This window comes from Flavobacterium fontis (assembly GCF_900129405.1).
Classification (GTDB): Bacteria; Bacteroidota; Bacteroidia; order Flavobacteriales; family Flavobacteriaceae; genus Flavobacterium; species Flavobacterium fontis.
On record NZ_FQVQ01000002.1, the window covers coordinates 275,081 to 299,478 of the forward strand.

15 protein-coding genes are annotated in these 24,398 nt (G+C 41.9%); 12 read left to right on the plus strand and 3 right to left on the minus strand.

From position 1 onward, the window contains the following. Positions 1-47 precede the first annotated feature (47 nt). Genes BUC17_RS03395 through BUC17_RS03405 form a run of 3 tightly spaced genes read right to left on the minus strand, consistent with a single transcriptional unit; the run spans position 48 to position 5,677 of the window. On the minus strand, positions 48-1,100 hold the full coding sequence (locus tag BUC17_RS03395; protein WP_073361607.1) for a SusE domain-containing protein: 1,053 nt from the start codon (positions 1,098-1,100) through the stop codon (positions 48-50). A 26-nt stretch (positions 1,101-1,126) separates the two neighbouring features. Further along, the gene (locus tag BUC17_RS03400; protein ID WP_073361609.1) at positions 1,127-2,731 is read right to left on the minus strand and encodes a RagB/SusD family nutrient uptake outer membrane protein; all 1,605 of its coding nucleotides are present in this window, start codon (positions 2,729-2,731) and stop codon (positions 1,127-1,129) included. 12 nt (positions 2,732-2,743) lie between these two features. After that, the gene (locus BUC17_RS03405; RefSeq protein WP_073361611.1) at positions 2,744-5,677 is read right to left on the minus strand and encodes a SusC/RagA family TonB-linked outer membrane protein; all 2,934 of its coding nucleotides are present in this window, start codon (positions 5,675-5,677) and stop codon (positions 2,744-2,746) included. A gap of 227 nt (positions 5,678-5,904) precedes the next feature. Here BUC17_RS03405 and BUC17_RS03410 point away from each other — a divergent pair, with 227 nt between their 5' ends. The 12 genes from BUC17_RS03410 (at position 5,905) to BUC17_RS03465 (ending at position 24,268) form a co-directional block, all read left to right on the plus strand. Next, positions 5,905-6,927: a LacI family DNA-binding transcriptional regulator gene (locus BUC17_RS03410; protein ID WP_073361679.1), complete on the plus strand. Its 1,023-nt coding sequence runs from the start codon at positions 5,905-5,907 to the stop codon at positions 6,925-6,927. Positions 6,928-7,114: 187 nt separating this feature from the next. Beyond that, positions 7,115-8,635 carry an MFS transporter gene (locus tag BUC17_RS03415; RefSeq protein ID WP_073361613.1) on the plus strand — a complete coding sequence of 507 codons (1,521 nt, stop codon included), beginning with the start codon at positions 7,115-7,117 and terminating at the stop codon, positions 8,633-8,635. Further along, positions 8,628-9,281 carry a beta-phosphoglucomutase gene (pgmB, locus tag BUC17_RS03420; protein WP_073361615.1) on the plus strand — a complete coding sequence of 218 codons (654 nt, stop codon included), beginning with the start codon at positions 8,628-8,630 and terminating at the stop codon, positions 9,279-9,281. The genes BUC17_RS03415 and pgmB overlap by 8 nt, the downstream gene beginning before the upstream one ends. 54 nt (positions 9,282-9,335) lie before the next feature. Continuing rightward, positions 9,336-11,636 (plus strand): glycoside hydrolase family 65 protein, encoded by a 2,301-nt coding sequence (locus BUC17_RS03425; protein ID WP_073361617.1) that lies wholly within the window; start codon positions 9,336-9,338, stop codon positions 11,634-11,636. A gap of 107 nt (positions 11,637-11,743) precedes the next feature. Further along, the gene (locus BUC17_RS03430) at positions 11,744-12,151 is read left to right on the plus strand and encodes a GxxExxY protein (protein WP_073361619.1); all 408 of its coding nucleotides are present in this window, start codon (positions 11,744-11,746) and stop codon (positions 12,149-12,151) included. Positions 12,152-12,179: 28 nt separating this feature from the next. Continuing rightward, on the plus strand, positions 12,180-14,006 hold the full coding sequence (locus BUC17_RS03435; protein ID WP_073361621.1) for a glycoside hydrolase family 13 protein: 1,827 nt from the start codon (positions 12,180-12,182) through the stop codon (positions 14,004-14,006). 64 nt (positions 14,007-14,070) lie between these two features. Continuing rightward, positions 14,071-16,449 carry a glycoside hydrolase family 31 protein gene (locus tag BUC17_RS03440; RefSeq protein WP_073361623.1) on the plus strand — a complete coding sequence of 793 codons (2,379 nt, stop codon included), beginning with the start codon at positions 14,071-14,073 and terminating at the stop codon, positions 16,447-16,449. Positions 16,450-16,451: 2 nt separating this feature from the next. Then, on the plus strand, positions 16,452-18,107 hold the full coding sequence (locus BUC17_RS03445) for an alpha-amylase family glycosyl hydrolase (RefSeq protein ID WP_073361625.1): 1,656 nt from the start codon (positions 16,452-16,454) through the stop codon (positions 18,105-18,107). Between the two features lie 108 nt (positions 18,108-18,215). Next, positions 18,216-19,079, plus strand: coding sequence for a cupin-like domain-containing protein (locus BUC17_RS03450; RefSeq protein ID WP_073361627.1), 864 nt, complete (start codon positions 18,216-18,218; stop codon positions 19,077-19,079). Next, positions 19,079-19,738 (plus strand): glycerophosphodiester phosphodiesterase, encoded by a 660-nt coding sequence (locus BUC17_RS03455; protein ID WP_073361629.1) that lies wholly within the window; start codon positions 19,079-19,081, stop codon positions 19,736-19,738. Before BUC17_RS03450 ends, BUC17_RS03455 begins: the two co-directional genes overlap by 1 nt. Then, on the plus strand, positions 19,735-20,940 hold the full coding sequence (locus BUC17_RS03460; RefSeq protein ID WP_073361631.1) for a BaiN/RdsA family NAD(P)/FAD-dependent oxidoreductase: 1,206 nt from the start codon (positions 19,735-19,737) through the stop codon (positions 20,938-20,940). The genes BUC17_RS03455 and BUC17_RS03460 overlap by 4 nt, the downstream gene beginning before the upstream one ends. Before the next feature lie 547 nt (positions 20,941-21,487). Continuing rightward, a complete protein-coding gene (locus BUC17_RS03465) occupies positions 21,488-24,268 on the plus strand; it encodes a DUF7619 domain-containing protein (RefSeq protein ID WP_083544720.1) in 2,781 nt (926 codons plus the stop codon). Positions 24,269-24,398: the final 130 nt, after the last annotated feature.

A 24,398-nucleotide genomic window follows, 5' to 3' on the forward strand; every position in this document is an offset into this window, starting at 1 on the left:
ATAAAAAAGCAAGGACTGAGGTTAAGCAGTCCTTGCTTTAGGGTTTATTATTGTGCAGTTAAGGTGTACGAATATTTTCTTGGGTTAGATAAATCCAACTCTACTAAATAAGTACCAGCTCCTGGAGAAGCAATATTTGGTCCATCATAATCCATAGAACCATCATCATTTCCATCACCACCTAAATTGATTGTCCATGCATTGTTTGCTCTAAACTTCAACTCAGCAGCGGTTAATACTACAGTTCCTGTCCATTTTTTGGTAGTTGCATTATAGGTTAATGGCGTACTGTTATCCCATCCACCTGGTGTAGCAGAACCAATGATTCCCCAAGTTGTAGGAGTAACTGTATAAGCCAAAGTAGTTGTATTTGCTTGTACTCTGTAGTACCCTGCAGCAGCTGTACAATCAGACTCTCCTGTAGCAACTAAAACACCTGAGAAAGATCCATCATCTCCCCAATCGGTGTTCCCCCAGTTGAAGTTACCAGCGGCGTCAGGAGCAACAAATTTGTATCCTCCATCTAACCAAACATATCCTTCATAATCGGTTTGACCGAATGCAGAAGCAGCAATTCTTGGTGCTGTAGGTGGATTCCATCCTTGGTGGTTTCCAGGAACAGCTAATTTTGGTAATTCAGTAGAGTAAGGCGTCACTAAATACGTGATAACATCTGAATATTTAGCCTCACTACCTGTAGTTCCAATTGTTGATTTGATACGAACTTCTAATCCTCCTTGTGTAAAAGGGGTTAAACCTGAAGCTACAGAAGCACCGTTCAACACATCAGAGTTGATGGTGGCAAAAGTAGTTGTAGTAGAAGTAACATCTAGAGGAGTATCGAAGTTATCACCACTTTTATCCACTTGGATAGTGTAGTTAACTTGAGTCTCAGCACCATAATCAGCATCTTCCCAAGTCAAAGCTAAACCTGGGTTAAGCGGTGTATCAGGAGATAAAACTACTGATTCACCGGATTGTGGAGAAAGAATTTTAAATTCAGCAGGAGGTGTTGTAAAAATTAAATCCTGCTCATCGGTACACGAAGCTGCTCCGAATAAAAGAGCAAAAGCTAGTATGGGTTTAACTATTTTTTTCATTTTCAAAATTATTTAATTGTATTGGATTAATAACCTGGATTCTGTGTTAAGTTGGGGTTAGCTGCAATAGAATTGGTTGGAATTGGGAATACTTTTAAGTTGTTGGAAATAGCGATACCATTCACTCCATTTCCTTTCCATGCCCAATTGTAGCTTCCTCCTGTAAATTTGTTAAAACGAATTAAGTCTTGACGACGGTGACCTTCCCAGTGTAGCTCACGAGAACGCTCATCCAAGATAAAGTCTAACGTCAAATCAGCCGCACTAATATTCGCACTTGAATTTCCATTGTTTGCTCTTTCGCGTAAAGCGTTTACATACGTTACCGCTTGAGCCAATGTAGCTCCTGAAGCGCCACGAACAGCACACTCAGCATACATTAAATACGCATCAGCCAAACGGAACAAGGGGAAATCAGTATCTACAAAAGTAGAATTAGGTCCAGCTACTCCCGTAGAAGATACGTTTTTGTATTTCGCTAAGATATACCCTTGATCGCGGTTTGCGATATCGGTAATTTCAATGTTACGTGAACCTGGTAAAATAGCACTCTTACGAGCATCAGATGCAAAGGCTGAACCTTCAAACTTTTGTACAAATTGCTTACGTAAACGTAGAGCTCCTCCCCATCCGCCGGCACCAACACCTAGCGAAACACCGTTGGATTCCATAGATCCTACTTGACCGTTAATCATAACAGTGGTAGGACCAAAGTTTTGTGTAACAACACCATCCGATTGTAAAGAGAAAATCATTTCAGGAGAAATGTGGTTGTCGGCAGTAAAGTTGTTAAAGTAGTTTGAACTTAGCGTATATCCTGCACCGATAACTTGGTTTAATTGCGCTACACACTCCGTATACTTTGGTGTACCAATAAATACTTCCGCATTGAGGTACATTTTAGCCAAAATCATACGAGCCATCGCTTGATCCAAACGTCCGTATACATTTGTACGAGGCGCTTTTAAGTCTGGAATAACCGCGTTCAACTCATTCTCGATATACGTAAACAATTGTTGACGGTTGTACTCAGGTCCTCTAAAGTTTAAAGGATCATTCTCCGTAACAAAAGGCGCTTTTCCGAACAAGTCCATCATGTTGTAGTAAGCTAATGCACGTAGAACACGAACTTCTTGACGGTACGTGGCAATATTACTTAACTGTGTAGCATCGGTAACACCACGAGAGCTTAACTTAGCAGGCGTTGACTGACGTAGAAACTCATTTGCCAAAGCAACCTCAGCCATAGTACGGCTGAACATACCTAAGAAAATTGGGTTGTTTGCTGTCCAAATTGTACGTTGTAATTCACGCGTTCCAGGGTCATTTTCATAACTCCAGATTACCTCGTCGGTGGTTAAATTTTGCAAATACCACAAACAACGGCCGTACTGACTCGTTCCCGCGTCAATTCCTTGAAGAAATGATGATCCTGCATCTTGAGTTCCTGTCAAGGATAAATTTCCATACACCCCAGCCAAAGCACGCTCGTAAGCCCCTGGCTGACTGTAAAATGCCTCCGCTGTGAAGATATCATCATCTTCAGGCAATACATCCAAATCTTTAGTACAGGATGTTAGCGCCAGCGATAAACCTAACAGATAAATCGATTTTTTAAACATATTTTTCATATCACATTTTTTTTAAAACTTCATGTTCACACCAAACAATAGGGTGCGTTGACGTGGATAGATGGTATTGTCAATACCTCCATTGATTTCAGGATCAATCCCGCTGTACTTGGTAATGATAAATGCATTTTGCATCCCTGTAAATACACGTAAGCTAGCTTTACCATCCAACCATTTTGGGAAAGTATACCCCATAGTAATGTTGTCCATACGCAAGAACGATCCATTCTCTACGTACAAATCTGATAAAAATACATCAGGTGTATTGGTAAAATCAGTAGACTGTACGTTGTTAGGAAGGTTGGACAACACTCCGTTGTTACGAATTAAATTGTATTGCGCACGGGTAGCATTCACCGCATTGTACACACGGTTTCCTAAGCTTGCACGCATGTTGAAATTGAAATCAAAGTTTTTGTAGTTGAATGTAGATGCCAAACCAAAAGTTACATCTGGATCGCCATTCATATAAATGTAACGGTCATCTCCATTGATGATACCATCGCCATTTAAGTCGGCATAAGCCCCTTCAATTGGACGTCCCGCTCCGTCATACAACTGCTTGTACACAAAGAAAGAACCAGGAGTGTAATCTACACGGTTAATTAAAGCCGTACTTCCTGTCCCCGCTCCAGCATCACCATACAACACATCAAATCCAGACGACAATGTTTCAATGGTACGCTCAAATGTTGACACGTTGAAAGCCAAATTCCAATTCAAGTTATTGCCTTTAATTACATCATAATTCACGGCCACTTCAATCCCTTTGGTAGAGAAGCTTCCGATGTTAGCCCAACCCACGTTTGTAAAGTTAGACCCATCAGCAAAGGCTACACGTGATAACAAATCATCGGTTTTCTTGTAAAACACGTCAATCGCACCATTCAAACGGTTATTAAAGAACCCGTAATCCAAACCGACGTTGTAAGTTGTCGTTTGTTCCCATTTTAAATCAGGGTTGAACGGTCTTGAGATAGCAATTGGCACTGTATTGTTCCCGAAGAAAATTTGATTGGTATTGTTACCAATGGCAAATTGCTGTAAATAATAGTTTCTTGCCTCAACATCATCAATATTTTGTTGACCAGTAATCCCCCATCCCAAACGCAATTTCAAATCAGAAAGTTTGCTGTACGATTGGAAGAAATCTTCTTTCATTTTCCATGCAAAAGCCAAACCAGGTGTATTTAACCAACGGTTAGACTCCGAAAAACGAGAAGACCCGTCACGACGGAAGTTCGCCGTAAACAAATACTTGTCTTTGTAGTTTAAAATTGCACGAGCAAACAAACCAATCAACACGTTATCGGTCTCAATATCATTTTCAGCACCAATCGAAGCGTAGTTGGGTTGTAAAATATTACGTGTAAAGAACTGAGAGGATTCATAAATTTGGTACGAATACCCCGCTTGCGCATCAATGTTTAAATCGTTGATTTTTTTATTGTATGCTAAATAGGAATCAAATAATTTAGTGCGGATTGTACGCTCTGCAAATTCATTTGTTCCATAAGGAATGTTGTTGTTGCTTGGACCTGAAGCAGCATTAGATCCCACTAAACGGGTACGCTCTCCATTCGATTCATCAAAACCAACATTCACAACCGCTTTCATGCTTGGGAAGAAATGAAACTTGTATTCAGTTTCCACATTACCAAAGATACGGTGATTTGAACCCGTGTCGTAGGTCATCATCAATTGCGCCACAGGGTTGCGTTGCACGTTTGGAGTCAACAAGTTTCCATTACGGTACTCAAAGAATCCTCCAAAAGGAGAAGCCGCATCATATACAGGCTGGGTTGGGTCAAACGTAATGGCTGAACCTTCTACCCCATCCGCAAATCGGTTGTTCTCCATAGTATAGTTGGCATTCACACGAATCTTCAAATGATCATTAAAGAAACTTGGCATCAATGTAGTAGAGATCGTATTACGGTTGAATTTATTGGTTAAACGTAACCCTTCTTGATAGGTATTCCCTATCGACAAACGCGAAGGAACTTTTCCAAATAAATTACCGCGTAAGGATAAGTTGGAGTCAATGAAGTCTGTTCTTCTGTAGATTTCATCTTGCCAATCGGTATTTGCTGTACCTAGTTTACCTACTTCGCCAGGGAATTGAGCCGCTACTAAATTACGGAACTCATTGGCATTGAAAACATCTACTTTACGTACAAGCGAACCTGAACCGTATTGTGAATTAAAATCCACCGATAATTTTTTTCCACCTTTTTTAGTAGTAATCAAAATCACCCCGTTGGAAGCACGCGAACCGTAAATCGCGGTAGCCGAAGCATCTTTCAACACCGAAATACTTTCGATGTCATTCGGGTTAAGAGACGCTAAGAACGAGGTAGAACCTGTGTTTGTAGCATTCGAAATTGGAAAGTTGTCTACTACAATCAAGGGGTCATTGGAAGCATTAAGCGACGAACCCCCACGGATACGAATTACTGGATTTGTTCCAGGTGCTCCACCTCCAGCGTTGATAGTAACCCCCGCCACACGACCTTGAAGAAGGTTGTCGGTAGAAACCATCGCTCCTTTGTTGAAGTCTTTCACTCCTAAAACAGATACCGCTCCCGTGGCATCCTTTTTCTTCACAGAACCGTACCCCACTTGGACCACTACTTCTTGCAGTGTGCTTGAATCCTCTTCCAAGGAAATGGATACACTTTTTTGACCTTTGAATTCGATGGTCTGATTTTTGTAACCGACAAACGAGAAGACCAAAACATCTCCATTTTTTAGTCTACCGATTTTAAAATTACCATCTAGGTCTGTGGAAACCCCCGACTGTGTGCCTTGGACGACCACATTAACTCCCGGAAGGGGTTGGTTGGATTTAGAATCCACAACCTTACCCTCCAATGTCGCTTGAGCCAAAACGGAAAGCGGCAAAAGGAGCAAGAAAAACAACAACTTGTTATAAATTGTTTTCATACATTTTGTTTAGGTTAATAATTTGTTTTTTTGCTTGTACTTGCACTTCGAAGCGTTAAATTTAGGATAATTTTTAGTTTAAAAAAATGACACCTTAATATACCCCTCCCGAAAACGTTTTCGTGTTGAAAACTTTCAGAATGCACCATAAAATTAAGGATAAAATTGATAGACTAAAAAATTTAAGCTACCTTTATTCGCAATTAAACAGCATACAAAAAATTGACATGAAAAGAAAAGTAACGCTCAAGCAAATTGCTAAAGAATTGGATGTATCCATATCAACCGTTTCTAAATCGTTACGCGACAGCCCTGAAATAAGCGAAGATACGCGACAGAAAGTGCAAGCTTTTGCCAAATTATACAACTACAAACCCAACAATATCGCCCTTAGTCTCAAGAACAAAAAAACAAAAACAATTTGCATCATTATTCCAGAGATTATCCACCATTTTTTTGCTACCGTAATCAGCGGTGTTGAACATGTGGCCAACGAAAATGGGTACAACGTTCTAGTTTGTTTGTCGGACGAATCGTTTGACAAAGAAGTCATCAACATGGAAATGTTGGCGGGCGGAAGTATTGATGGTTTTATCATGTCACTTTCCAAAGAAACGCAACAAAGAAGGGACTTTCACCACATCACCGAAGTTATCAATCAAGGAATGCCCGTAGTGATGTTTGATCGCGTAACCAATGATATATTGTGTGATAAAGTAATCATTGACGACAATTTAGCAGCTTACAACGCCACCCGTTTTTTTATCAATAAAGGGTACAAAAAAATTGCCTTAATCACCACGGTAGATTATGTGAGTGTTGGTAAATTACGTACCGATGGCTATACCAAAGCCATGATGGATCACGATTTGAAAGTCGACCCTAATTTGATTTTAAAAATTGAAGACACCGATAACTTTGATGCCCAAATAGAAGCCTTAATTCGAGACCAAAAACCGGAAGCTATTTTTGCTGTAAACGAAATTTTTGCCGTTACTGCCATTAAAATAGCTGGGAAACTTGGACTTAAAATACCAACTGATATTTCTATTATTGGATTCACCGACGGCATCATTTCGAAATACTCCACTCCTAGCATTTCTACCGTAAGTCAGAATGGAGTAAAAATGGGTGAAAAAGCCGCCAAAATGCTCATCGATCGCCTCGAAAATGAGGAAATGGAAATCGAAGAACACTACAAAACAGAAGTCATTGAAACGGCGTTGGTGGAACGTGAATCTACCCGATAAATTTTATTTTTTTCAACAAAAAACGTTTTCGCTACCCTGTTTTCATAAAAAAATGGGGTAAAAAATTACGAGTTTCAAAACTTTATTATCTTTACCGAATCAAACGCTTACTTGTACTTCGAAAATTGAGTAAGTTTTGATAAGCTTTTTATGCTTATCGTTTTAGTAATCAATACGTTACACGATAATGGAAAAGCGTAAGTTAGGTTTCTGGGAAATTTGGAACATGAGTTTTGGTTTCCTAGGGATTCAGTTTGGTTTTGCCCTACAAAATGCAAACACTTCACGAATTTTTGACACGTTAGGTGCCGAAGTAGATAAAATTGGTCTTTATTGGTTGGCTGCCCCGCTCACGGGTTTGATCATTCAACCCATTGTGGGATATTTTTCAGACCGAACTTGGACGCGTTTAGGCCGTAGAAGACCTTATTTCCTAGTTGGGGCTATCCTCTCTTCTATCGCTTTACTTTTTATGCCCAATTCTCCGTCGCTCTGGGTCGCGATTGGAACCTTGTGGATTATGGATTCCTCCATTAACATTTCTATGGAACCTTTTCGTGCATTTGTGGGCGATAACCTATCCGAACAACAACGCACATTGGGCTTCTCAATGCAAAGCTTTTTCATTGGACTAGGTGCAGTAGTAGGATCGGCTCTTCCTTACATTTTTACCAATTGGTTTGATGTAGCCAACACAGCTCCAGAAGGCATCATTCCTCCCTCTGTGAAATGGTCGTTTTACATAGGCGGGATTGTCTTTTTACTTGCCGTGCTTTGGACTGTTATTCGTTCTAAAGAATACAGCCCCGAAGAACTTCATGCCTTTGAAAAAGGAAGTGAAAACCACAGTGACGTATCTCTTGAAAAAACGTGTAGCGAGTCGCGCCAACGCACTATAGGATTTGTACTTACCGTTATTGGGTCGCTACTTACCTATTTTGTGCATGATTTAAACCAAACAACCAAAGACAGTCACAAAGAACTGTACATTTTGTCGATTGGAATTTTGACCGCTGGGGTGCTCTTTATGTTGGTTTCCCTCTTGCGTAAAAAACAAATCAATAACGGTTTTACGACTATTATTACCGATTTACTCAATATGCCCAAAACGATGAAACAATTGGCTTGGGTTCAATTTTTCTCTTGGTTTGCGTTGTTCTCGATGTGGATTTATACCACCAACGCTGTCACAGGTCATGTTTTTGGAACCACAGATGCGAAATCAAAGATTTACAATGATGCAGCCGACTGGGTTTCTGTAATGTTTACCGTATACAATGGGGTAGCGGCAGCAGTTGCTTTTTTACTTCCCGTATTGGCAAAAAGAACAAGCAACAAATTTACCCACATGTTGGCCCTCGTTTTTGGTGGATTCGGACTCATCTCCATTTATTTCCTCTCCGACAAAGTAGGATTACTTCTAGCCATGATTGGCGTGGGAATTGCATGGGCTAGTATTCTTTCCATCCCTTATGCGATGCTTTCAGGGGCATTACCTGCACAAAAGATGGGATATTACATGGGAGTTTTCAACTTTTTTGTAGTAATTCCTCAAATTGTAGCCGGAACAATTTTAGGGTTTTTAGTGAAAACATTTTTCAACAACGAACCTATTTACGCTCTAATCATTGGGGGTGTTTCCATGATTTTAGCTGGATTTTTAACATTAACCGTAACGACAAGCAGTAAAATAAACATCAATGAGTAAGAAAGCTTTCATTTTCGACCTTGACGGGGTAATTGTCGATACGGCGAAATATCATTTTCTCGCTTGGCAAAAACTGGCCCAAGAACTCGGCATCGAATTTACGCCCGAACACAACGAAGAGCTTAAAGGCGTGAGTCGAGTACGCTCTCTGGAGATTATTCTTGGACTCGGAAACTTGACCGCCACCGACGAAGAAAAAGAGCGTTGGCTCATCAAAAAAAATCAAGATTATTTGTCCTACATCGAAAATATGGATGAGGATGAAATTTTACCCGGAGTGCTCCCTGTCTTGGAATACATTCGAAGCCAAGGTCACTTTATTGCTTTAGGTTCTGCCAGTAAAAATGCGCGACCTATTTTGGAAAAAGTCAATATCATGCCTTTTTTCGATGCGATTGTAGACGGGAATGACGTAACCAACGCCAAACCCGATCCCGAAGTTTTCGTTCGAGCCGCCCGTTTACTTGGCGTAACCAATGAAAATTCTATTGTTTTTGAAGATAGTGTCGCGGGTATTCAAGCCGCAAACATCGCTCACATGACCAGCATCGGTATTGGGGATCCCGCTATTTTAAAAGAAGCCCACTACCATTTCAAAGACTTTACCTTTATTGAGCCTTCTTTTATTGAATCGCTCCTCAACTAGAAAATAGAAGATTATTAGGGTTTCTACCCAAAACCTTAATCAAAAACCAATACAATGAATCAGGATTATATCAAACCAGACAACTGGTGTATTATTGAAGAAGGATTTGATGCCGAACGCGTAAAATCATCGGAAAGTTTGTTTAGCATCGGGAATGGTGCTATGGGCCAACGGGCTAATTTTGAAGAGTACTATTCTGGAAAAACATTTCAAGGAAGTTATATTGCTGGAGTTTATTACCCCGACAAAACCAAAGTGGGTTGGTGGAAAAACGGCTATCCCGAATACTTTGCTAAAGTATTAAACGCCCCCAATTGGATCGGTATCAATATCGAAATAAATGGGGAAGAATTGGACTTGGCAAAATGTACTCAAGTTTCGCATTTCCGTCGTGAACTCAACATGAAGGAAGGCATCTATTCCCGTACATTTCAAGCGACGCTACAAAATGGAACCGAGATCGAAGTCAACGTTCGTCGCTTCCTTTCGCTTGATCTTGACGAAGCCGGATTCATCAACTACCAAATCAAACCGCTAAACAAAGACGCCGCTATCGTATTCAAACCCTATTTGGATGCGGGTGTTCACAATGAAGATGCCAACTGGGAAGAAAAATTCTGGGAACCTTTGGATGTTCACCATCACAATAACCGTGGATTTGTAACCGCGCGTACGTTTAAAACGCATTTTACAGCAACAACCTTCATGCACAACACTATTTTGCTTGAAGGCACACCACAAAATAGCACACCACAAGCTACAAAAACTGAAGATCATGTCGCTTTTTCCTATGCGATCACTTGCCCGCAAGGTCAAACCGCTGCCATCCAGAAAATTGGAGGGTACACCGTGTCTATGAATCATGACAATACTCAAGTTGCCGCTGAAAATGTAATCGATCAAGCCTTGGCACACGGATTTGAAGCTTACGAATCCCTGCAAAAAGAAGCTTGGGCGCGTATCTGGGAAATGAGCGACATCACCATTGACGGCGACGTGAAAGCCCAACAAGGTATTCGCTTCAACATTTTCCAATTGAATCAAACCTATCTAGGAAAAGATTCTCGTTTGAATATTGGCCCCAAAGGATTTACCGGTGAAAAATACGGGGGTTCCACCTATTGGGATACGGAAGCGTATTGTATTCCGTTTTACATGGCGACCAAAGACCAACAAGTCGCCCGAAATTTATTAGCCTACCGCTACAACCAACTCGACCGCGCCATTGAAAATGCAGGTAAACTCGGTTTCACTAACGGAGCTGCCCTCTACCCAATGGTCACCATGAACGGGGAAGAGTGCCACAACGAGTGGGAAATTACGTTTGAAGAAATTCACCGCAACGGCGCCATCGCTTTCGCCATTTTCAACTACTACCGTTTTACCGGGGATTACAGTTACATTCCCGAAAAAGGTTTGGAAGTGCTTTTAGGCATCGCCCGCTTCTGGCATCAACGTTCAACTTTCTCTACCTACCGCAACCAATACGTGATTTTGGGAGTTACGGGTCCGAATGAATATGAAAATAATGTCAACAATAACTGGTACACCAACTATATTGCCAAATGGTGTATCGATTATGCGCTAGAACAAACCGACCGTGTAAAAGCGGAGTACCCTGCGGATTACAACCGTATCATGGCCAAAGTTCAATTGAGTGACGAAGAACGTGCCGCTATGCAAAAGGTAGCCGACAACATGTACTTCCCCTATTCGGAAGAGCATGGCGTTTACTTGCAACAAGACGGTTTCTTAGATAAAGAACTCATCACCGTAGCCGACCTCGACAAGAGTCAGCGCCCTATCAATCAGAAATGGTCTTGGGATCGCATCTTACGTTCGCCCTATATCAAACAAGCCGATACGCTACAAGGGTTTTATTTCTTTGAAGATCATTTTACCAAAGAGGAATTGGCCAAACATTTTGACTTTTACGAACCCTTTACGGTTCATGAAAGTTCGCTTTCCCCTTGCGTGCACTCCATTCAAGCCGCTGTATTAGGTCGTATGGAACAAGCCTATACGTTCTACTTGCGCACTTCGCGTTTGGACTTGGACGATTACAATAAAGAAGTGGAAGAAGGGTTACACATTACTTCCATGGCAGGAACTTGGATGAGTATTGTAGAAGGATTCGGCGGTATGCGTGTGCGCGACAACGCCTTACATTTCGAACCACGCATTCCTGCACAATGGGAAGCCTATTCGTTCAAAATCAATTTCAGAAATCAAATTTTGAAAGTGAGCATTGGTCAAAACGAAACCCAATTTGCATTAGAAGGCAACGAACCCATTCGCGTGTATGTCTTTGGAAAAGAAATACTCGTGGAACCTAATGGGTTAGTGACTGTATAAAATTTTGAACCATTAAGACAATTAAGAAGTTAAGGAATTTATGAGCAATTTATTACCTTAACTTCTTTTTTACATCAATTCCATTCACATCATTTAAACGCCAAAGAATGACAAAAAAAGAGGTTACTCAGCTAAGTTATGCAATTGTGGGTTGTGCAATTACTGTCCACAAAGTATTAGGACCAGGTTTACTGGAAAGTGTTTATGAAAAGTGCCTCAGGGAAGAGTTAAGCTTCAAAGGGTATCAAGTAGAGACGCAAAAAACGTTTCAAATTGAATACAGAAATTGCATCATAAATAGTGAATTAAGACTGGACCTACTTGTTAACGACACCGTTATTGTTGAAGTTAAAAGTGTTGAAAGCATTTTGCCAATTCATGAAGCGCAACTGTTAACTTATATGAGATTAATGAAGAAACCCCAAGGTTTATTAATTAATTTTTTTACAAAAAATATAACAAAGTCAACTAAACCATTCGTTAATGAACATTTTCATGCGCTTAATGAATCTTAAATACATCTAAAACTCTTAATGTTTAAAAATGAAAAAGCTTATTTTTTTCTTGTTCCTCTCCATTTCAAGCATTGCACAGATCACACGCATCGAACCCCCATTTTGGTACAGCGACATGAACCATGCTGATGTGCAAATTATGTTCTATGGCAAAAACATCGCCCAAAATGAAGTGAGTGCAACCAACCTCATCATCAAAAACGTACAAAAAACCGAAAATCCGAATTACCTTTTTGTGACCATCGACACCAAAAATGTAGCGCCCGGAACTTTCGTTTTCACTTTCAAAAACGGGAAAAAATCATTTACCCAAAACTACACCCTCAAAGCCCGTAAAAAGGATTCCGCATTGCGAAAAGGTTTTGATAGCTCCGATATGATTTACCTCATCATGTCTGATCGTTTTGCCAATGGGAATCCCAACAACGATTCTTCGCCCAACCTCATCGAAAAAGCCGATCGCACCAACAAAGACGGACGTCATGGAGGTGATATCGAAGGTATGATCCAACATTTAGATTACTTGCAAGAGCTAGGTGCAACAGCCATTTGGCCCACGCCGCTTTGTGAAGACAATGACGAGAAGGGTTCTTATCATACCTACGGCCAATCCGATGTATATAAAATTGATGAACGTTTCGGCACCAACGAAGATTATGTACGCTTGAGTAACGAATTGCACAAACGCAACATGAAACTTATCAAAGATTATGTCACCAACCATTGGGGCTACAAACATTGGATGATGGACGATCTACCTACCTACGATTGGATCCACCAATTTCCAGGTTACAAACAAACAACCTACCGCATGACGACGCAATTTGACCCCAATGCTTCGGCTTTGGATGCCAAAATCTGTATGGACGGATGGTTTGTTAAATCGATGCCCGACCTCAATCAATCAAATCCTTTGGTGCTAAATTATTTGATTCAAAACGCGCTGTGGTGGATTGAATACGCCGACCTTGATGGTTTCCGTGTGGACACCTATCCTTATGCCGATAAAAATGCAATTGCAACCTGGACCAAAGCCATTATGGATGAATACCCCAATTTTAACATCGTAGGGGAAGCGTGGTTGTACAGCACGGCACAAATCGCCTACTGGCAAAAAGATAGTAAAGTGGCCGCGATTCAGAGCTACAATTCGCACCTGCCCTCCGTCATGGATTTTATGCTTCAAAGCATTCTCAACGAAGGAGTACTCCACGAAGACAAAAGCGAGTGGCAAAAAGGGATCGTTCGGGTGTACAACAGTCTTGCCAGCGACTTTTTGTATCCCGACATCAACAATCTTCTCATTTTCGCTGAAAATCACGATACCCAGCGACTCAATCAATTCTACCCTGAATTTGAAAAATACAAACTTACCATGATGCTCCTTGCCACCATGCGCGGGATACCGCAACTGTATTATGGGTCCGAAATCGGGATGGCAGGCGATAAAAACAAAGGCGATGGCGACATCCGAAGAGATTTCCCTGGCGGTTGGCCTGGAGATTCACAAAATGCTTTCACCCAAGCGGGACGGACACCTGAACAACAAAAGTATTTTGAAATTACATCACAGTTATTCCAATGGCGGAAGGCTAAAAAAGTAATCCACACCGGAAAAACAACGCACTATGTTCCCGAAAACAATGTCTATGTTTACTTCCGTCATAACGAAAACGAAAGCGTGATGGTGCTCATCAACAACAGCAACGAAAAACAAACGGTGAGTCCGGAGCGATTTGCCGAAAACCTAGCAAAATATGCGCAAGGAAAAGATATTTTAACCCAAAAATCATTCGATATTCGTAAACCCATCGAAATCGAACCCAAATCAGGATTCATTTTGGAACTAAAATAATGGGGAGCTATTTCCCGCTTTACTTGCCTGCCGTTTTAGGCAGGTCGGGGCTAAAAAACGTACTATGAAAAAGACACTTATTTTCTTTTTGACCGTAAGTCTGACATGGGCACAAAATCCCAACCGAAAATTTACACACCTCAAGTCCACAACCTCGGGTGTAGAAATTGGAGTAACAGACGGATATTATCAAATCAAGGTGCTCAGCGACCAAATTGTTGAGACCTCGTTCATTCCTTCAGGGGAAACGTTTAATCCTATCTCGCATGCCACGCTTTTGTCAGCGCACAATCCAACGTATACCGCGACCGAATCGGGGAATGAACTCTACCTCAACACCCCTCAAATTAAAGTAGTGGTCACCAAACAACCGTTTCAAATCCGATATTTGACCCCCAAAAACGAATTAATTCTTTCTGAGCGCTTGGGTTATATCAAAAAAGATTCCACAGAGGTCTTGGATTTCAACCTAACTGCCGATGAAAAATTATACGGAGGCGGCGCACGTGCATTGGGTATGAACCGCCGCGGCAATCGTTTGGCTCTCTACAATCGTGCCCATTATGGTTATGAAACGCGTGCTGAGTTGATGAATTTCTGTATACCTATTGTCATTTCTTCCAAACAATATTTAGTGCATTTTGACAATCCCGCCATTGGGCATTTGGATTTGGACAGCCAAAAAAATAATACCTTACAATACGAAACCATCTCCGGACGTAAAACGTATCAAGTGGTCGTCGGAGAAAGTTGGCCCAAATTGATTCAAAACTATACCGAACTCACCGGCCGTCAACCCCTGCCCCCGCGCTGGGCTTTGGGAAATTTTGCCTCACGTTTTGGCTACCGCTCCCAAGAAGAAGTAGAAAAAACGATTCAAAAATTTGAAACCGATAAAATTCCCGTCGATGCAATTATTCTCGACTTGTATTGGTTTGGTAAAACCATTAAAGGCACGATGGGTAATTTGGATTGGGACAAAGAGACTTTTCCCGAACCCGAGAAAATGATGGCTGACCTTAAAGCCAAAGGCGTAAAAACCGTATTGATCACCGAACCCTTCATTTTAACGACCTCCCAAAAATGGCAAGAAACTGTCGATAAAAAAGCATTGGCTACATTTAAAAATGGAACCCCAGCGGTTTGGGACTTTTATTTTGGAAATACAGGCATTGTCGATGTCTTCAAACCCGAAGGAAAAGAGTGGTTTTGGGCAATTTACAAACGCCTGATCAACCAAGGTATGGGCGGGATTTGGGGCGATTTGGGCGAACCCGAAGTGTTCCCTTCTAAAGTGATGACCGCCGCAGGAAAAGCCGATGAAGTACACAACATTTATGGCCACCGATGGGCGCAACTCATCGCTGAAGGATACCAAAACGATTTTCCATCCCAACGCCCGTTTATCCTCATGCGCGCCGGTTATTCGGGTTCACAGCGCTTTGGCATGATTCCGTGGAGTGGCGATGTGAATCGTACGTGGGGTGGTTTACAGAGTCAGATGGAAATTGCCCTTCAAATGGGAATGCAAGGTTTAGGCTATATGCACAGCGACCTTGGGGGATTTGCTGGCGATTATTTTGATAACGAATTGTATCTCCGCTGGTTGCAATATGGTGTTTTCAATCCCATTTTCCGACCCCATGCCCAAGATGATGTAGCTTCTGAAGTGGCGCGAAAAGATATTGTTACCAAAGCCAAAGCCAAAAAATCGGTCGAGCTACGCTACCAGTTATTACCCTACAATTATACCTTAGCTTACGAAAACAGCACCACGGGATTGCCCTTGATGCGTCCGTTGTTTTTTGAAGAACCCCAAAATGAATCACTGCAAACCGTTGCAGACACTTACCTATGGGGTAAAGATTTTTTGATCAAACCCATTGTAAATCCTGGCGTAACACAAACCGAAGTGTACTTCCCTAAAACGGCAAATTGGTTTGATTTTTATACCCATAAAAAGTTTACTGGCGGTAAAAAAACAACGGTAAAAGTAACCGAAGCGTACATTCCAACCTTCGTTCGCGCAAACACGGTACTACCCATGACAGCAGTGGTGCAAAACACGACTTTATACCAAAACAACGCACTTGATTTTATCGCTTATGTAGACGGAAATGGAGTGTCTGAACGCACCTTCTATTTTGACGATGGCACAACGCCCAACGCCAATACAGCCGCCCAAAATCATGAATTGCTTCGCGCCAATTGGATGGCTGACGACAAAAAAATTGTACTCACCTTTTCGCAAAACGAAATCACTTCTGTGCCAAACGTTTCTGAAAAAAAAGGGACCATAACACTATATAATGTGGCCATCAAACCCAAAAAAATAACTCAAAACGGCCTTGCGATCCCTTTTCAATGGGAAGCAAAAACCAAAAAACTCACATTCTTGTACCAACATAACCAAAGTAAAACGAGCCTAACGATTGTCCGATAACTATGAAAAAGATCCTTTTTACTCTTGCCCTTTTGGTTGGGGCCAACGCATTATCATCGGCGCAAAACCGAACCAAACCCGCCGCACCGAAAACCCCTTTTTATTGGGAAAGTGCCAATGTTTATTTTCTGCTGACCGACCGTTTCAACAATGGCGATCGCACCAATGACAAACAGTACAACCGCACAAAACCAACAGGGAAATTACGAGGTTTTGAAGGCGGTGATTTACGAGGCGTAATCCAAAAAATTGACGAAGGGTATTTTGACAAACTCGGCATCAATGCCATTTGGATGACCCCTATTGTAGAGCAAATCCATGATGGAGTCGACGAAGGCACTGGATTCACCTATGGATTTCATGGGTATTGGACACGAGATTGGACGGCACTTGACCCCAATTTTGGTACGCGAAAAGACTTGGCCGAATTGGTAAGCAAAGCCCATGCGCGCGGTATTCGAATTATTTTGGACGCCGTCATTAACCACACCGGACCGGTTACGGCTGAGGATTCCGTTTATCCCAACGATTGGGTGCGTACGAGTCCCAAATGCCAATACAATTCGTATGATTCCAACATCAACTGTACCTTGGTAGAAAATCTTCCCGATGTTAAAACAGAAAGCAAAGCCAATGTCGAACTTCCTCCTTTTTTGGTTGAAAAATGGAAAAAAGAAGGCCGTTACGAACAAGAGATGAAAGAATTAGATACTTTTTTCAAACAAACGGGCTATCCCCGAGCACCTCGGTATTACATCATGAAATGGCTCGCCGATTACATCACCGATTTTGGAATTGACGGCTACCGCGTGGATACAGCCAAGCATACGACCGAGGATGTTTGGGCCGATTTCAAAAAAGTTTGCGACCAAGCCTTTGCCACTTATAAAAAAAATAACCCCAAAAAAGTCCTAGACAACAATCCCTTCTTTATGGTGGGTGAAGTCTATGGCTATTACATCGGCGGCAAGCAGTATTATGACTATGGCGATAAAAAAGTAAATTACTTTGAACATGGTTTTGACGGTTTAATAAACTTTGATTTTCGCAATGAAGCCAATATGGATTTTGAGCCGCTCTTTTCGAAGTACAATTCACTTTTACAAAATGATTTAAAAGGATACACCGTCATGAACTACGTTTCCTCACACGATGACAGTTGGCCTTTTGACAAAAAACGAGTTCGTCCGTTTGAAAGTGGAACAAAACTTCTGCTAGCTCCTGGTATCGCTCAAGTCTATTATGGGGATGAAAGCGTTCGTCCGCTCGACATTCCCGGCACTCAAGGAGACGCTACCTTACGATCCTTTATGAATTGGAAAGAAATGGGTACCGATATTTACCGTCAGGCGGTGTTGGAGCATTGGCAAAAACTCGGCCGCTTCCGACGAAACCATCCCGCCATTGGGGCTGGAGTGCATCAACAAATTTCAGCTACGCCTTATGTGTTCAGCCGAAGTTTTCAAAAAGAAGCGTTCGAAGACCATGTGGTTGTAGGTTTACAACTCAATACAGGAACCAAAACTATTCCTGTGGGACCACACTTCCCCAATGGAACCCGTTTACGCGATGCCTATTCGGGGAAAATAGCGACCGTAACCGAGGGAAAAATCACCTTGACCACCGATTACATGATTGTCCTTTTGGAAAAGATGTAAAGAAAGCCGACTTTTTAGTCGGTTTTTTTGTGGGTAAAATTCACATTTCGTTAAGAGTTTCGATTTAACATTTCGATAACTTTGCGTTGTATTATAATCCGAACGCCTATGGGATTTGAATATATTGAAATAGAACGGGTTGAAAAGTTAACCAAAGAAGAGTTTTTAAAAAATTACTACGCCAAACAAAAACCCGTAGTCATCACCAACCAAATTGAGGACTGGCCTGCCTTTTCAAAATGGAATTTAGCGTACATCCGTCAAGAAGCGGGACATACGACCGTTCCCTTGTATGACAGCCGAAAAACCGATTATACCAAAAAAGTCAACGAGCCCGATTTTACGATGACCATGAACGAATACTTGGACATCATGGAAAAAGGGCCAACCGATTTGCGTATATTTTTATACAATTTATTCAAAGATGCGCCCCAATTGAAAGCCGATATCAAATGGCCTGACTTTGGGGTTCGGCTCTTCAAAGGATTTCCCCTAGTCTTTTTTGGGGGTGAAGATTCGAAAGTGTTTATGCATTATGACATTGACTTGGCCAACATTTTTCATTTTCATTTCAATGGTGAAAAACAATGCGTGCTGGTCGATCCGCGGGAATCCAAATACATGTACCGACTCCCCTATTCTTGGATTTGCAATGAAGATATTGATTTTGATCGGCCCGATTTCGAAAGATTCCCCGCGTTACAAAAAGTAAAACCCTACATCACTCATCTCAAACACGGAGAAATGTTGTACATGCCCGAAGGGTGGTGGCACTATATGAAATACCTCACGCCGGGGTTCTCTTTGAGTCTTCGCTCATTGGCACACAAACCGGGCAATCTTGCGGAAGCGTTTACCAATGTATTTCTTCGCCGTAATTACGACAACTGGATGCGCAAACGGAAAGGACAAGCCTGGTTGGATTATAAAGACGAAGAAGCTTTCCGTCGCACCAACGCGCTCGTTCGTTAATGTGGCGCATTGGACATCGCGGGGCAAGTGGATACGCCCCAGAAAACACCCTAATTTCGTTTGAAAAAGCGTTGGCCCTTGGGGTGGAAGGTATCGAACTCGATGTTCGTGTAAGCCTTGATCAACAAGCTATGGTGATCCACGATGCTACCCTAGACCGAACGACTGCTGCATCGGGTTGGGTAAAAGACTACCACAGCGCAGATTTACAACAAATGGGCATTCCCACCCTCGAAGCGGTCTACAACCTTGTGGCCCACCGTTGTTTGCTCAATATTGAAATCAAAGAAAAAGCGGCATTACAACCCGTTCTTCATTTCCTTGAACAAGGTGTAAAGGCCCATACGTTTGCGAATGCCAAGTGTATACTTTCGGCATTTGATTGGCACATATTGGAAACCCTTAGAGACCTACATCCCCCCTATCGATTGGGCGTTTTGACCGAAGAAAGTCTGGAGGCAGCAATTCAATTTGCCCAAAAGATTGGCGCATTCAGTCTGCATCCCGACCATAAATTACTTACTTTTGAAGCGGTGAAATCGATACAACAGCACGGCATTAAAATTATTCCTTGGACCGTAAACGACCCCGAGAGGATACATACGTTAAAAGCGTGGCAAGTAGACGGTATCATTTCAGATTTCCCCGATCGTTTATGAAGCACTATGATGTGATCTTGGTGGGAGGTGGCGCTGCTGGATTTTTTACCGCCATTAATTTGGTGGAGAAACATCCGCATTTGAAAGTGGCGATTTTAGAACGCGGCAAGGAGGTCTTGTCTAAAGTTCGTATTTCCGGAGGCGGGCGCTGCAATGTTACCCATGCTTGCTTTGTACCTAGCGATTTGGTAAAAAATTATCCTCGCGGGGAAAAAGAATTGTTGGGGCCTTTCAACCAATTCTGTTCGGGCGACACGATAGCATGGTTTGAACAACATGGCGTTAGCTTAAAAATTGAAGAAGACGGACGCATGTTTCCCACCACCGATTCTTCAGAAACGATTATAGATTGTTTTCTAAAAGCCACCCGGCAATTGGGCATTCAAGTGCTCACCCAACAAAGTGTCCAATCGTTATTCCGCGGGGAAAATTATTGGAAAATTGAAACCCAAAACGAACACTATTCGGCAGAAAAAGTGGTGATGACCACAGGAAGCAACCCCAAAATTTGGGAACTACTGGCGCAATTAGGGCACACCATCGTTGAGGCAGTGCCGTCGCTTTTTACGTTCAATTGCAAAGACAGTCGCATCAAAGACCTCATGGGGTTATCGACACCGGCTACCGTATCGGTTGCAGGCACAAAACTCAGCGCCACAGGACCGTTGCTCATTACCCACTGGGGCATGAGTGGCCCGGGAATTTTACGATTATCCGCCTGGGGGGCGCGCATTTTAGCTGAAAAAAAATACCAATGTACGGTTGTAATCAATTGGCTCCCCGAGGAAGATCGGGAATCTTGTATGGCTTTGTTGAAAACGATTCGAGGGGAACAATCCAAAAAAAAGGTGGCCCGAAAAGCTCCTGTAGACCTACCCAACCGACTTTGGGACAATTTGGTGCAAGCCGCCGGAATTGCAGACGAACAAAAATGGGCCGATGTAACCAACAAACAACTCCAACAATTGGCCGATCAACTCACGCACGGTCAATTCCAAGTGAATGGTAAAAGTACTTTTAAAGAAGAATTTGTAACGGCAGGAGGCATTGATTTGAAAGAAGTGAATTTCAAAACCATGGAAAGTAAATTGTTGCCCAACCTTTATTTTGCAGGAGAAATTTTGAATGTTGACGCCATAACCGGAGGATTTAATTTTCAAAATGCATGGACAGGCGGATTTATCATTGCCAACAATCTGTAGGCGCAGTTGTAAAGTGCTACTCAAAAGTACTAGAGAAAGTGATAAGTGATTTAATCGAATTTCATTATAGTTAAAAAAACAAGGTAAAGCCCCTTAGAACGCCCCGGTTTTGTAGAAAAAAGAGCAAAGAAGCAAGAGCAAAGACTTACTTTGGGAAGTATAGAAGCTTATGGCTAATGGCTGATCGATGACTGCTAAAATGACTTACGACTTACGACTAACCTCCGTCAAGAAAAAAGAGCAAAGAGGCAAGAGCAAAGACTGGCTTTAGAAAGAATAGAAGCTAATGGCTAATGGCTGATTGCTGACTGCTAAAATGACTTACGACTAACCTTCGTCAAGAAAAAAGAGCAAAGAAGCAAGAGTAAAGACTTACTTTGGGAATCAAAAAGCTAATTGCTAATTGCTGAAAGCTGAGGGCTAAAAGCTGAAAGCTGAAAGCTCAAAATTAACTTCAATTCTCGGCAAAACACACTCTTTTCTAGTTTTACGTGCGAGTATTGGAATTATATTTTTAAATTTAAACCTAACTATAAACCTATTAGCCATGAAAAAAAGGGTCTGTTACGTTTCATTTTGTTTCTTTTTCCTCTCTTTTTTGACTGTAAAAGCCAAGTCGGTCATGGTGGTTTGTGCCGCGCCGACACAGTTGACGCTACTCAATCAAAGTTCAAATTCGGTAACTTTTTCTTGGAGTGACAGCAATACGGTTGTAACACAATGGGAAGTCTTTTTTATCAATTCCAACACAGGGATACCGCCCGCAAATAGTACTGGAACGCTCGTATCCACCCCACAATATACCTTAAACAATTTAACCCCAGGCACCTTCTACCGATTTTTCGTACGTAGCCATTGTCCCAACGGTGAGTTGAGTCCGTGGAGTACGGGATTAAACGTACTCAATCCTGCCAATCCTCCAAGTTGTGGCTCCACATTTACAGATGCGGGCGGATTGAACAACAATTATCCTCCTAATGAAGACCGTATTTGGACCATTTGCCCCGCTTTTCCCGGGGAATTTGCAAGTGTAGTATTTAGTTCGTTTGATGTCATGCCACAAGGGGATGCCTTGTATGTTTACAACGGTCCTGATATTAATTCGCCTCTAATCGCAAGTACAAACGGAGCGGGCAATGTTCCGGGTGGTTTGGCAGGGGGATATTGGGGAACGACATTACCCGGACCCTTTCTGGCTGTAAATGGTAGTGGCTGTTTAACATTTCGCTTTCGAAGTAACGGTTCGTCGGAAAATAGTGGGTGGAATGCCCAAGTAGATTGCATTCCTGATCCAAATTGTTACGAACTCAATACGGCTATAACGGCTACTCAAATAACAGACACTTCAGTAACCGTAACATGGACACCACCAAGTGGTATTACCCAATGGGAGGTACTTTATGTACCGTGCGCCAGTGCTCCTCCTTCAGCCGGCACAAATGGAATTCTTGTCAATACCAACTCCTATACCTTTACAAACTTAAATCCAAATACTTGTTACACACCGTATGTTCGAAGTCTATGTCCATTTCCGCCCGGGGGGTATTCTCTTTGGGCCATTGGCACAACTTTTACAAGTCATTACCCAGACCTTAGTTGTGGCGCTATATTCACGGATTATCCCGGGAATTTTGGCAGCGGCTACAGTAATAATACCAATGAAATTACAACCATTTGTCCCGATACCTCGAGCGAAAGTGTTACCGTGACCTTTACTTCATTTAACACAGAAGTCAACTTTGATGCCTTGTTTGTGTTTAATGGAAATTCAACGCAAGCCCCTATGCTCTCTAGCAATAATGGGCCAGGTTTTCATAATTATGTTCCGGCTGGGGGGTATTGGGGATCCACGATCCCGGGTCCATTTACCTCAACCAGTCCCGATGGTTGTTTGACGTTTCAATTTATCACTGATGACTCGGTTACTTTCAACGGTTGGGAAGCTCAGGCAACCTGCAATCCAATACAACCGAAGCTCGTTGCCATTGCATTTTTGGATAGGAATGCCAATGGAATTCAAGACGTAGGCGAGCCGTATTTTAACCGTGGTCAATTTATTATTCAACAAAACAATTCGGGAATCCAAACCCTAGTAAGTACATCTAGCGGTTTTTATAGATTGGTAGATTCCAACGCAAATAATACCTATGATATCAGCTATCAAATCAATGCGGATGCAGCAGCTTATTTTGCAGGAAATGGTTTTGCTGTAAATGATACTACAATCAATACCACTACCCAATTTGTCTATTTTCCCGTGACGGCTTTGCAACCTTTTAGTGATGTTGAAGTTACCATTTACCCCTATAAATCTCCCGTTCCAGGTTTTCAGCACCGCCATCGGATAGTTTTAAAAAACAACAGCACCCAAGCAACTACGGGAATTTTAACGTATACCAAACCGAGCCCAGTTACCTCGTTTACGGTATCACCCCAAGGCGCAACGACTACAGCCAGTGGATTTACGTATCCGTATGCCCTTGCGCCGTTTCAAAACATTGTGATAGAAGTTGTCCTCAACCTACCGACATCCCCCGCGTTAACCATCAATGCTATTTTGACGGCATCCGCAAGCACAGTTGCCACAAACGACAACAACCTTTCCAACAACGATTTTTCACTTACTGAACAGGTGGTGGGAGCATGGGATCCCAATGTAAAAACAGAACAACATGGCCCACAGATTCCTCTCAACACCTTCAATGATACAGATGATTTGTATTACACATTGCGCTTTCAAAATGAAGGCACGTCAAATGCGATTAACATTCGTGTTGAAGACACGTTAGAAAGCGGAATCATTCCAGAGAGCATTCAAATGGTCAATGCAACGCATCCTTATGTTTTGGAACGCACAGGAAATCAATTGGTTTGGAAGTTGGATCAAATTCATTTACCCCCAAAAACCGTGAGCGAACCCTTAAGTCAGGGAAGTTTACAATTTAAAGCAAAATTGTACCCCGGATTTCAAGCGGGAACACAAATTTTAAATACAGCTGAAATTTATTTTGATACCAATCCAGCGGTATTTACCAATACTTGGGTTACCCAATTTGTGGCTCCGTTGACTATTGAATCGTTTAATGCTTCCGCTTTTTTATTGTATCCCAATCCCGCGCAAACTATAGTTTACCTAAAACCGTTGCAGGACCAATCAATTCAAAAAGTTCGGGTGTATGATTTTTCAGGCAAACGAATTAAAGAAATAAATTCGTTAGACCCTACAGCACCATCGATTGAAATAGAGGAACTACAAACAGGAATTTATGTTGTCGAAATTAATACCCGCGACGGACTTATTTTCTATGAAAAGTTGGTTAAAAATTAGGAACGAACGCCTATAAATACAGCTAAATCACTTGTAGAGCAACTATTTTTTCTTTCAATTATTTTTATTTTTTTAGGGTTTAATTTTAAAAATTCTCTTTTAATCCGTTAATTTAATCATTTACAATAGT